General features: G+C 71.8%; 11 protein-coding genes. 4 read left to right on the top strand and 7 right to left on the bottom strand.

From position 1 onward, the window contains the following. Positions 1-64: 64 nt before the first annotated feature. Both ACNKF0_RS16890 and ACNKF0_RS16885 read right to left on the bottom strand, forming a co-directional pair. Complete coding sequence (locus ACNKF0_RS16890; RefSeq protein ID WP_416953994.1) at positions 65-901, bottom strand: hypothetical protein; 837 nt, start codon at positions 899-901, stop codon at positions 65-67. Positions 902-949: 48 nt separating this feature from the next. After that, complete coding sequence (locus tag ACNKF0_RS16885) at positions 950-1,879, bottom strand: GNAT family N-acetyltransferase (RefSeq protein ID WP_416953992.1); 930 nt, start codon at positions 1,877-1,879, stop codon at positions 950-952. 63 nt (positions 1,880-1,942) lie between these two features. Between ACNKF0_RS16885 and fdxA the strand changes: the two genes are divergently transcribed. Both fdxA and dapC read left to right on the top strand, forming a co-directional pair. After that, positions 1,943-2,269, top strand: coding sequence for a ferredoxin (gene fdxA, locus ACNKF0_RS16880; protein ID WP_056604759.1), 327 nt, complete (start codon positions 1,943-1,945; stop codon positions 2,267-2,269). Continuing rightward, a complete protein-coding gene (dapC, locus tag ACNKF0_RS16875; protein ID WP_416953990.1) occupies positions 2,266-3,426 on the top strand; it encodes a succinyldiaminopimelate transaminase in 1,161 nt (386 codons plus the stop codon). The genes fdxA and dapC overlap by 4 nt, the downstream gene beginning before the upstream one ends. Before the next feature lie 111 nt (positions 3,427-3,537). On the opposite strand, the gene ACNKF0_RS16870 is transcribed toward dapC, so the two are convergent. Genes ACNKF0_RS16870 through ACNKF0_RS16850 form a run of 5 tightly spaced genes read right to left on the bottom strand, consistent with a single transcriptional unit; the run spans position 3,538 to position 6,720 of the window. Then, positions 3,538-4,506 (bottom strand): hypothetical protein, encoded by a 969-nt coding sequence (locus tag ACNKF0_RS16870; protein ID WP_416953988.1) that lies wholly within the window; start codon positions 4,504-4,506, stop codon positions 3,538-3,540. Positions 4,507-4,515: 9 nt separating this feature from the next. Then, positions 4,516-5,445 (bottom strand): 2,3,4,5-tetrahydropyridine-2,6-dicarboxylate N-succinyltransferase, encoded by a 930-nt coding sequence (dapD, locus tag ACNKF0_RS16865; RefSeq protein WP_416953986.1) that lies wholly within the window; start codon positions 5,443-5,445, stop codon positions 4,516-4,518. 43 nt (positions 5,446-5,488) lie between these two features. Then, positions 5,489-6,037, bottom strand: coding sequence for a DinB family protein (locus ACNKF0_RS16860; RefSeq protein WP_416953984.1), 549 nt, complete (start codon positions 6,035-6,037; stop codon positions 5,489-5,491). A gap of 48 nt (positions 6,038-6,085) precedes the next feature. Further along, complete coding sequence (locus ACNKF0_RS16855; protein ID WP_416953982.1) at positions 6,086-6,304, bottom strand: helix-turn-helix transcriptional regulator; 219 nt, start codon at positions 6,302-6,304, stop codon at positions 6,086-6,088. Then, positions 6,304-6,720: a hypothetical protein gene (locus ACNKF0_RS16850; RefSeq protein ID WP_416953980.1), complete on the bottom strand. Its 417-nt coding sequence runs from the start codon at positions 6,718-6,720 to the stop codon at positions 6,304-6,306. Before ACNKF0_RS16850 ends, ACNKF0_RS16855 begins: the two co-directional genes overlap by 1 nt. 367 nt (positions 6,721-7,087) lie before the next feature. Here ACNKF0_RS16850 and ACNKF0_RS16845 point away from each other — a divergent pair, with 367 nt between their 5' ends. Continuing rightward, positions 7,088-8,125, top strand: coding sequence for a hypothetical protein (locus tag ACNKF0_RS16845; protein WP_416953978.1), 1,038 nt, complete (start codon positions 7,088-7,090; stop codon positions 8,123-8,125). Positions 8,126-8,675: 550 nt separating this feature from the next. Next, positions 8,676-11,876: an isoleucine--tRNA ligase gene (ileS, locus tag ACNKF0_RS16840; protein ID WP_416953976.1), complete on the top strand. Its 3,201-nt coding sequence runs from the start codon at positions 8,676-8,678 to the stop codon at positions 11,874-11,876. Positions 11,877-11,884 lie beyond the last annotated feature (8 nt).

Below are 11,884 nucleotides of genomic sequence, written 5' to 3'. Positions count from 1 at the left end.
CGGGGACGAGCCTAGACGGCCCGGGTGACGCTGCGCGACCGGTTATCCGCGGCGGGTCGAGTGCCTACGTGGTCGTGGTCGCCGCGTGGCCCAGCACTCGACCGTCACGGAGAGCGGCGCGGGCCGTGATCCCGAGGACCGCGACAGCGGCGACCGCCGAGACGACGCCGACCAGTGTGGAGGCGGGCTCGTCGGTGAGCCGGCCGACGGCGATCCAGGCCAGTCCCCAGGCGGCAGCCGCGGCGAAGCTCCATCGAGGTCCCGTACGCGCCACGACCACCGCCGCGACGACGACCACGACGGCGATCACCAGCGCGGCGACGAGCTCGCCCACGAGCGTGGACGTCTCGACGCCGTCGGCGACGAGGGTGGCGGTGATGTTGGCGCAGGTGGCGACCGCGACCCAGCCCAGGTAGAGCCCGAAGGTGCCGTCGACCACGACGCGCTGCACGAGCGAGGGTGCTGGGCCGAGGTCGGCAAGTCGCTGCACGAGCACCCCCAGCACGACCACCAGCGCGAGGATCACCACGACGCTGGCCCACAGCCACCCCTGCTGGGTGACGAGCAGCCAGCCCGCGTTGAGCACCATCGACGCTGCGGCGAGCCAGCCGGTCCGCCGGGCGCGCGGGTCGGTCGTCGCGCCCGGCAGCCACTGCCACACGGTGTAGGCGGCCAGCCCCGCGTAGACCACCGACCAGATCGAGAAGGCCGGGCCCAGCGGGGCCAGCAGGGTCGCGTCGGCGGCGAGCGCGCCGCCGGAGGACTCCTCGACGCGGGTGCCGATGACGCCGACCCCGACGAGCGTGCCGACGATGCAGAAGATCTCGGCCAGGGTCACGACCACCTGGCGACCACGGTCGGCCCCGGTGGCGGTGGGTGCGGTGCGCTGCGCGGTGCTCACGCCGCCATCCAACAGGACCGCAGGTGAGGACGGGAGACGCGAGGAGCGCTACGGGGCCACGAGGTAGCGGTTGGTGTGGTGGGTGACGAAGCCGAGCCGGTCGTACGTCGCCAGGCCGGCCGTGTTGTCGACCTCGACGTGCAGCCACGCCGTGGTCGCGCCGAGCGAGGCGGCCCAGTCGAGGAGGTCGGCGACGACCGCCGTGCCGAGGCCCTCGCGCCGCCGGGCCGGGTCGACCTCGAGGGTGTGCAACCCCACCCAGTCGCCGTCGATGTGCGCCTCTCCGCGGGCGACCACCGCGTCGTCGCCGACCTCGACCAGGCAGGACGAGCCGGTCTCGGTGATCCGGGCGTCGTCGAGCCCGCGCCCGGCGGCACGCAGAGCCCGGGAGACGGAGGCGACCTGGAAGTGCGCGTCGCCACCCGGGACGGGCTGCCATCCCAGCGAGGTGAACCAGCGGGCGTAGCTCGAGCGCAGCTCGACCTGCACCAGGGCCGCCTGCCCGCGGTCTGCGTAGAAGCGGCGTACGTCGTTGGTGGCGTGCACGAGGGGGATGCCGGCGTCGCCCATCGCCAGGGCGGAGTTCGCGCGCTTGCGCGGTCGGTCGCCGCCAGCGGCAGGGCGTGCCCGGAGGACCCACGCGCCGAGGTCGACCCGTTCCATGTCGGGCCACAGGCCCAGCCCGTGCCCCTCGGCCTCCCGCGGTGACACGCGCGAGCGCACGGACGCGCGCGGTGGCACCGGCTTGCCGGTCACGACGTCGGCCAGCGCCACGACGACCGGCCCGTGGCCGTCCCGGTCGATGGTCAGCGAGTCCGCACCCCACGACGTACACGTGCCCAGGACGTCGTTCGCGCGCCCGTCGGGCAGCAGGTGGCGTACGACGACGCGTTGGCCGACGACGTGGGGGCCGAGGCGGTGTCGGCCCACGCGCGCCTCGTCCGTCTCGCCGGGGTGGGGTTCTGGCGTGTCGGGCACCCGCCGGATACTAGAGTGAGAGGACTGCAAGCCCCCGATCCCTTCCGCCTTCAGGAGGACCTGGTGACCTACGTCATCGCCCAGCCGTGCGTCGACCTCAAGGACCGCGCGTGCGTCGACGAGTGTCCCGTCGACTGCATCTACGAGGGCAAGCGAATGCTCTACATCCACCCCGACGAGTGCGTCGACTGCGGCGCCTGCGAGCCGGTCTGCCCGGTCGAGGCGATCTTCTACGAGGACGACACCCCGGAGGAGTGGAAGGGCTACTACGACGCCAACGTCCACTTCTTCGACGACCTCGGCTCGCCCGGTGGCGCCGCCAAGATGGGCGTCATCGACAAGGACCACGAGCTCGTCGCCGCGCTGCCCCCGCAGGAGCACGACGAGTGACTGACCTTCCGCTGGTCGAGGAGGTCGCGCAGCGACCGTCACGAGACCACCGGAGGGTTTCGCAGCGCCTCCCCGACTTCCCCTGGGACAAGCTCACGACGTACGCCGCGACGGCGCGCGCACACCCCGACGGGGTCTGCGACCTCTCGGTCGGCACGCCCGTCGACCCGACGCCCGCCGTCGTCCAGGACGCGCTGCGGGCGGCGGCCGACTCCCCGGGCTACCCGACCACGATCGGGCTGGAGGCGACGCGCCAGGCGGCGATCGACTGGCTGTCCCGGCGCCACGGCGTGACCGGCCTGGGGCTCGACGGCGTGCTGCCGGTGACCGGCTCCAAGGAGCTCATCGGGTCGATGGCGCTCCACCTGGGCATCGGTCCGGGCGACCTGGTCGGCTACCCGGCCCTGGCGTACCCGACGTACGAGGTCGGCGCGGCACTGGCCGGCGCCGACAGCCTGGCCACCGACTCGCTCACCGCCTTCGGGCCGCGCACCCCGCGCCTGCTGTGGCTCAACAGCCCGGCCAACCCCACCGGCCGGGTGCTGCCGCTGGCGCACCTCCGCAAGGTCGTCGACTGGTGCCGCGAGCGCGGCACGGTCCTGGTCTCCGACGAGTGCTACATCGAGTGCGCATGGTCCGACGACCCCGCCGAGCGGCCGCTGTCGATCCTCGACCCGCAGGTCAACGGCGGCTCCCTCGACGGCATCCTCGCCGTCCACTCGCTGTCCAAGCGCTCCAACCTGGCCGGCTACCGCTGCGCGTTCCTGGCCGGTGACCCCGCCCTCGTCGGCGAGCTGCTCGCCGTCCGCAAGAACCTCGGCCTCCAGATGCCCGGCCCCCAGCAGCGCGCGATGATCGCCGCCCTCGACGACGACGCCCACGTGGAGGAGCAGCACGCGACGTACGCCGCTCGCCGGGCGCAGCTGAAGGACGCCCTCGAGGCGGCCGGCTTCCGCATCGACCACTCCGAGGCCTCGCTCTACCTCTGGGCGACGAAGGGCCAGGACTGCTGGCGGACCGTCGCCGACCTCGCGGAGCAGGGCATCCTCGTGGCGCCGGGGGAGTTCTACGGCGCGGCAGGGCGCGAGCACGTACGCGTCGCCTTCACGGCCACCGACGAGCGGGTCGCCGCCGCGGCCGCGCGCCTCGCCGGCTGATCCCCGACCTGTTGGGGAAGTCCGACACCTGGTGGGGGTTGTAGAGGCCTCGAAGTGACGGACTCCCCGCTCGAGCGGGGACTCGACGGGCGCGAGGGACGCCGACCCGCGTCAGTCGAAGACGTCGACGTGGACGTGGTCTCGGTGCTCCAGGATCGCCCGGTCGCCACCTGAGGACGACGGCACGCGGTAGTCGCGCCAGCCGTCATCCGCCCACGACCCGGCGCGCCAGATGCGGTCGTCGAAGATGATCGTCTTCACGTCGAGCCGGTCGGCGTTGGCGACGAGGTAGGACGCCATCGCCCAGCCGCGCTTCTTGTTCTCGTCGTTGACCGGTCGGAAGAACACGTCGATCGCCCGGCCCTCGTAGTGGGCCGAGCCCTCCATGTGGCCGCTCGACACGCCTCCGGGCTCGAACCCGCCGAGGGACAGCGCGCCGAACCGCTCCTCGAGGTCACGGCGTACGACGGCGGCGCGGGCGACGAGCCCGGCCTCGTCGAGCACGTCGCCGGCCTCGTCGGCGTCGCCCGGGACGTCGCACCACAGCGCGGCGCGGGAGTTGCCGGTCAGTGCGGAGGCGAGGGCGCGGCCGTCCTTCTCGTGGTCGGCGTAGGCATCGGGGAATCCGGAGCGCTGCACCTCCTGCGCGGCGACGGTGATCTCCATCGAGTCGTAGCCGTCGACCTGCTGCAGGGCGTCGTAGAAGGCGTTGGTGGCGTAGACGGGGTCGGTCAGCTGCTCGACGCTGCCCCAGCCCTGCGACGGCCGTTGCTGGAACAGCCCGACGGAGTCCCGGTCGCCGTAGTCGATGTTGTAGAGCTTGGACTCCTGGTAGGCCGTCGCGAGCGCGATGCTCGCTGCCCGCGCGGGCATGCCGCGCTCGACGGAGATCGCGGTGATCAGCGCGGCGTTCTCGGCCTGCTCGAGGTCCACCTCGACGGTGTGGCCGTCGACCTCGGCGGTGCACCCGCTGGTGTCGAGCAGAGGCGGCACTGCACCGCGGTCCACGAGGACCACGGCGGTCGCCACGGCGCCGAGCGCGACCACCGCGCCGACGGCGGCCGTGCGGAGGGAGGGCATGAGGGAGTCCTAGTTGGCGTGCAGTGCCGCGTTGAGGGCGATGCCCTCGCCCTTCCACGGCACGGCCTCGATGGCGCCGCTCACGGAGTTGCGGCGGAACAGGACGTTGTCGACGCCCGAGAGGGTGGCGGCCTTCACGACGGCCGGCTTGCCGTCCATGTCCTTGACGGTCACCTTGGTGCCCGCCGTGACGTAGCAGCCGGCCTCCACGACGCAGTCGTCGCCGAGCGAGATCCCGATGCCGGCGTTGGCGCCGAGCAGGCAGCGCTCGCCGATGGAGATGACCTCCTTGCCGCCGCCCGACAGCGTCCCCATGATCGAGGAGCCGCCGCCGACGTCGGAGCCGTCGCCGACGACCACGCCGCCGGAGATCCGACCCTCGACCATCGAGGTGCCGAGCGTGCCGGCGTTGAAGTTCACGAAGCCCTCGTGCATCACCGTGGTGCCCTCGGCGAGGTGGGCGCCGAGGCGGACGCGGTCGGCGTCGCCGATGCGTACGCCGCTGGGCACGACGTAGTCGACCATCCGCGGGAACTTGTCGACGCCGAAGACCGTGACGTGCTGGCCGCTCGCGCGCATCCGGGTGCGGGTGGACTCGAAGCCCTCGACCGCGCACGGGCCGGCGGAGGTCCACACGACGTTGGTGAGCAGGCCGAAGATCCCGTCGAGGTTCAGCCCGTGGGGCCTGACCAGGCGGGCGGAGAGCAGGTGCAGCCGCAGCCAGACGTCCTCGGTCGACGCGGGTGCGTCGTCGAGGTCGGCGATCTCGACCAGCCGCACCTCGCGTCGTACGCCGCGGACCTCGTCGTCGCCCTCCAGCGCGGACAGCTCCGACGGGGCGTCGCCCTCGGTCGCACCGAGGACGGGGGAGGGGAACCAGGCGTCGAGGACGGTGTCGCCGTGCAGGGTCAGCAGGCCGTAGCCGGAAGCAGCAGTCACGCGCACAGCCTACGGAGCGCGTTCCACCCGACCGGGTGGCGGCCTACTGGCCGGCGCGGCCGTCGAGGCACTCCCGCACCAGGTCGGCGTGCCCGCAGTGGCGGGCGTACTCCTCGATCATGTGCACCACGATGTCGCGCACCTCGACCGGGTCGCCGTGCACGTCCACGACCGCGTCGAGTTCGGTGCGTTCGAGGACCTCGCGGGCGTACGCGATCTCCGACTGCCACAGCGCGTGGCTGGCGCGCACGAGGTCGTCGTCGGCGTCGGGGAAGCCGAAGCCAGCATCCTCGGCCTCGTCCTGGAACAGCCGCGGGATGTCCATCCGCGCCTCGATCACCCGGCGGAACCAGCTCTGCTCGACCCTCGCCATGTGCCGGACCAGCCCGAGCAGCGAGATGTTGGACGGCGGCACGGCCCTCGTCGCCAGCTGCTCCGCGGTCAGGTCGTCGCACTTCAGCGCGAGCGTCTGCCGGTAGTGCTCGAGGTAGCCGACGAGGCACTCGCGCTCGCCTCGCGTGGGCTGGAGGTCCGCCATCCGAGGGTCCTGGTCGGAGGGGAGCCACATGCCGTCGTACCCGGGGTTCGCCATGCGGCCAGCCAAGCGTGGCAGCCCGGTCGCGTGCAACCGGGTTGCCGGCTATCCGCCAGCCGGTTCGACGAGGTCGTCGTCGGGGACGAAGACCTCGTCGACCGGCACGGCGAAGAGTCGGCTGATCCGGAAGGCCAGCGACAGCCTGGGGTCGAAGTGGCCCTTCTCGATCGAGATGACCGTCTGGCGTGACACGCCGAGCGCGTGCGCGCAATCGGCCTGCGAGAGCCCCGCGCCCTCACGCAGCACCCGGAGCCGGTTGTCCATCAGCCCTCCCGGCGCTGGAGCAGCACCAGCCGGACCGTCATGTCGGCCAGGCCCAGCAGGACGAAGAGCCACAGGGGGAGCGACGCGGTGTCGAGGACCGAGGTGGCGAACGTGGCCAGCCCCATCGCGATGATCGTGTCGTAGAAGGCGCCGCTGCTGGCCCGCGTCGTCCACTGGGACTCGATGGAGTCCTCGGCCCGCTCGGGGTGCTCGGTGCGATCGAGCGCGATCGCGACGAGCGCGGCGACGAACGGCAGGGTCATCACCGCGAAGACGGCGAAGGTGACGGAGTCCGGTGCGTCGTCGCGCACGGCAGCGGCGACACCGCCCACGGCGCAGGCTCCCAGCAGCCCGGCCACCCCGGCGATCGTCCAGCGGGTGGCAGTGCTCCGGCCGGTGTCGGTGATGGTGTCCATGGTGCCCTCCAGAGAACGTGATGTCTGACTTCTTTGACATCACGTTGCCCTGACGGTCGGCTGATGTCAAGTTTCTCTGACATGGGGTGATCGCCGCAGGGCCGTCGCGTCCTCCGCGCGGTCCGGCGCGCTCGGCGGTGGGTTCCCGGGGGTAGTCCAGTGGCCAACTGCTGTCGCCTGCGGGTAGTCCGGTGGATATCTGCTGCCGAAGGGCCGGGCCGGCGACGGTTCGACACTGGACTACCCCGGCGGCCGTGGGTCAGCGTCGCCGTTCGCGCCAGCGGACGCCCCGGCGTCCGCTGGTGAGCCGCGGTTCCGCCTGTGGATACCGGCTACAGGGACGGCATGAGCCGGGACGATCGATGTCGTGTTCGTCCCCCCGCCCCTCTCCGACCGCAGGCCGGGCCTGGTCAGGCCCGTCAGGCAGGACCGCCGCGGCCTGGACGGGCCGACGCCGGGGCAGGCGCGGGGGCCGAGGTGGCGTACGACGAGTCGCGGCCTGGTCGTCCCGGCCGCTGTGGAGCCGACCCCCGAGCAACGCACGCTCGAGGCGAGCGCGGTGCTCAGGGAGGACGAGGCGGTCACCGGGTGGGCCGCCCTCCACTGGACGGGGTGTGCGTGGTTCGCCGGATCGGTGGACGGGGTCGAGGACCGCGATGTCCCGTTGGTCGCTCGGCGGCACCTGGTCGCCCAGCCCGGGTTCTCGGTGAGCCAGGAGTTCCTGGCCCCTCGCGAGATCGCAGTGGTGGACGGAGTGCCGGTGACGCACGCGCTGCGGTCGGTGGTGTTCGAGATGCGCAACGCCGCAACTCTCGCCGACGCCGTGGTCGCGCTCGACATGGCCTGCTACTCCGACGCGGTCAGCCTCTCCGAGGTGGCGGCGTACGTCGACGCCCTGGGGCCGGTGGTCGGGATCCAGCAGGCGCGGGATGCACTGGCCGAGGGTGAGGAGAACTCGTGGTCGCCGCAGGAGACCCGCATGCGGGGGATCTGGTCCAGGCGTGCCGGCCTGGCCAGGCCGCGGTGCAACAGACCGGTCTTCACCCTCGACGGACGTCATGTGGGTACGCCTGACCTGATCGGGCCGGGCCTGGGCCTGGTGGGGCAGTACAACGGGAGCGCCCACCTCAGCCTCGCTGGAGCTGCGGCCGACATCAAGGTCGAGGCGGCCTACCGTGACCTGGGGCTGGAGGCCGTGACCATGGTGGCGAGCGACTGGTACGACGTCGACGACTTCGTCGACCGGCTCCTCTCCGCAGCCCGCCGTGCCCGCGGCCATTCCGGGCCGCGTGGGTGGACCATCGAGCCACCGCCGTGGTGGACGCCGACCACCACCGTGGCCCAGCGCCGTGCGCTCGGTGAGGCGGAGAAGCGGCGGTACCTGCGCTACCGCCGGGCTGCGTGACGTCGTACGAGCTCGCCCGCAGCCAGCACGCACGCTCCCCCTCGGGGTAGTCCAGTGGCCAGGTGCTGCCGCCCCGCGGTAGTCCAGTGCCCACCTGCTGTCCGAGGCGCCAATCGACAGCAGGTGGGCACTGGACTACCCCGCCGGGGGCGGCGGACTATTCCGCCGGGGGCGGCGGACTACCCCGCCGGGGCGACACCCGCCCGCCGGGGCCGCGGACTACCCGGCCGGGGCGCCAGGACTACTGCGCGCCGGGTTTGGTCAGCCGCGGGAGTCGGCGCAGGGTCCGCACAACCGATTGGCGCGCCCGCGCGCGAGCGCCGTACGATCGCCGCAGGCGCTTGAGCCGTCATCAGCGGCGAGCCTCGGGAAGAACGGGTACGGCGATCCGGCCGCGGCCTCACTAGACCCCGACGGGTACGGCCCGACACAGCCGAACGAAGCGGTCCGTCCCAGCCGGGGCGGGCAAGCGAGGTGGTACCGCGGTCAGCAGATCGTCCTCGTGGTGACAAGCCCGAGACGTACGACGTACCCGCGAGGAGCACCCCAGATGGCCTACCCCAAGGTCTCGCACACCGCAGCGACCACGGTCGCCGGCAGCCCGCGCTTCCCCGAGATCGAGGAGGCGGTGCTGGCGTACTGGGAGTCCGACGACACGTTCCGCGCCAGCGTCGAGCAGCGCGACGCCGGTGACGACGGCAGCAACGAGTTCGTCTTCTACGACGGCCCCCCGTTCGCCAACGGCCTGCCGCACTACGGTCACCTGCTCACCGGCTACGTCAAGGACCTCATCCCGCGCTACCAGACGATGCGCGGGCACAAGGTCGAGCGCCGCTTCGGCTGGGACACCCACGGCCTGCCCGCGGAGCTCGAGGCGATGCGCCTCAACGGCATCAAGACCACCGACGAGATCGTCGAGCTGGGCATCGAGAAGTTCAACGAGGCGTGCCGCCAGAGCGTGCTGAAGTACACCGGCGAGTGGCGCGACTACGTCACCCGGCAGGCGCGCTGGGTCGACTTCGACAACGACTACCGCACCATGAACCCGGAGTTCATGGAGTCGGTCATCTGGGCCTTCAAGCAGCTCCACGACAAGGGCCTGGTCTACGAGGGCTTCCGCGTGCTGCCCTACTGCTGGCAGGACGAGACGCCGCTGTCCAACCACGAGCTGCGGATGGACGACGACGTCTACCAGATGCGGCAGGACCCGGCCGTCACCGTCGGCTACGACGTCACGACCGACGGCCCGATGAAGGGCGTGAAGGTCCTCGTCTGGACGACGACCCCCTGGACCCTGCCGTCCAACCTCGCGGTCATGGTCGGTGAGGACATCGACTACGTCGTCGTCACCTCCGACGGCCCCACGGGCAGCCCGGAGCGCTACCTCCTCGCCGAGGCCCGCCTGGCGTCGTACGCCCGCGAGCTCGGCGAGGACCCGGAGGTCACCTGGCGCGGCACGGGTGCGGACCTCGTCGGCCTGGAGTACGCCCCGCCGTTCTCCTACTACGCCGGCCACGAGCGCGCCTTCCGGCTCGTGCCCGCCGAGTTCGTGACCACCACGGACGGCACCGGGCTGGTGCACACCGCCGGCGCGTTCGGTGAGGACGACAAGGTCGTCACCGACCGCGAGGGCATCGAGGCCGTCATGCCGGTCGGCAAGGACGGGCGCTTCACGTTCCCGGTCACCGACTACGAGGGCATGCAGGTCTTCGACGCCAACCTCCAGATCATCGACCACCTCAAGGCCGTGACGAAGGGCGAGGCCGGCGGCTCCGTCACGCCGGGCACCGTCCTCGTGCGCCGCGAGACCTACGACCACTCCTACCCGCACTGCTGGCGCTGCCGGCAGCCGCTGATCTACAAGGGCGTCTCGTCATGGTTCGTCGAGGTGACCAAGGTCAAGGAGCGCCTGATGGCGCTCAACCAGGACATCCGCTGGGTGCCGGAGCACATCAAGGACGGCCAGTTCGGCAAGTGGCTGGAGAACGCCCGCGACTGGTCGATCACCCGCAACCGCTTCTGGGGCTCCCCGGTGCCGGTGTGGAAGTCCGACGACGAGCACTACCCGCGCATCGACGTCTACGGGTCCTTCGAGGAGATCGAGCGCGACTTCGGCCGACTGCCGCGCGACCAGGACGGCAACCCCGACCTGCACCGGCCGTTCGTCGACGAGCTGACGCGCCCGAACCCCGACGACCCGACCGGGAAGTCGACCATGCGACGCGTCACCGACGTCCTCGACGTCTGGTTCGACTCCGGCTCGATGAGCTTCGCGCAGGTGCACTACCCGTTCGAGAACAAGGACTGGTTCGACAACCACTTCCCGGGTGACTTCATCGTCGAGTACATCGGCCAGACGCGCGGCTGGTTCTACACGATGCACGTCCTGGCGGGCGCGATCTTCGACCGTCCGGCGTTCTCGACGTGCCTGAGCCACGGCATCGTGCTCGGCAACGACGGCCAGAAGATGTCGAAGTCGTTGCGCAACTACCCGGACGTCCGCGAGGTCTTCGACCGCGACGGCGCCGACGCGATGCGCTGGTTCCTCATGTCGAGCCCGATCCTGCGCGGCGGCAACCTCGTCGTCACCGAGCAGGGCATCCGCGACTCGGTGCGGCAGGTGCTGATCCCGTTGTGGAACAGCTGGTCCTTCTTCAGCCTGTACGCCAACGCGGCGAAGGGCGGCGAGGGCTACGACGCCAGCTGTCGTACCGACAGCGCGCACCCGATGGACCGCTACATCCTGGCCAAGCTCCGCGACTACGTCGCCGCGATGACCGACCAGCTCGACAACTACGAGGTGGCCGCGGCGTGCGATTCCACGCGCGGCTTCCTCGACGTGCTGACCAACTGGTACATCCGGCGTTCGCGCGAGCGCTTCTGGGACGAGGACCCCGACGCCTTCGACACCCTGCACACGGTGCTCGAGGTCGTCTGCCGTGCCACGGCGCCGCTGATGCCGCTGACCACCGAGGAGGTCTGGCGCGGCCTGACCGGCGAGCGATCGGTTCACCTGACCGACTGGCCGTCCGCCGACGACCTGCCGGCCGACGAGTCGCTGGTCGCCTCCATGGACACCGTCCGCGACGTCTGCTCGGCCGGCTCCGCGCTGCGCAAGGCCGCCAACCTGCGCAACCGCCTGCCGCTCTCGCAGCTGACCGTCGTCACCGACGCCGACCTCGCCGGCTTCGAGTCGCTGGTCGCCGACGAGCTCAACCTCAGGGCCGTCGAGGTGCTCGCGGTCGACGCGCCCGAGGCGGCGTCGTACGGCGTCTCGCAGCGGCTCACGGTCAACGCCCGCGCGGCCGGTCCGCGCCTCGGCAAGGACGTCCAGCTGGCGATCAAGGGCTCGAAGTCGGGCGACTGGTCGGTCGCCGACGACGGCACCGTCACGGCAGGCGGGCTCGCGCTCGTCGAGGGGGAGTACGCCCTCGAGACCGTGGCCGGGTCGTCGGACGAGGACTCGGCGCTCGGCATGCTGCCGCGCGGCGGCTTCGTCGTCCTCGACACCGCCGTCACGCCCGAGCTCGAGGCCGAGGGCGCCGCCCGCGACCTGGTCCGCGCGGTGCAGCAGGCCCGCAAGGACGCCGGGCTCCAGGTGAGCGACCGCATCAGCCTGACGATCACCGGTCCCGAGGCCACCCTGGCCGCGGCCCGGACCCACGAGGCCTTGATCGCGGACGAGACACTGGCCACCGCGGTGTCGTACGTCGACGCCGCTGAGGTGGACGTGCAGGTCGCCCGGGCCTGAACGCCGTA

Origin of the sequence: Nocardioides sp. T5 (assembly GCF_048161455.1) — a bacterium.
GTDB lineage: Bacteria > Actinomycetota > Actinomycetes > Propionibacteriales > Nocardioidaceae > Nocardioides.
The sequence above is the reverse complement of the archived record's forward strand: the minus strand, read 5'-3'. Positions and strand labels throughout refer to the sequence as shown.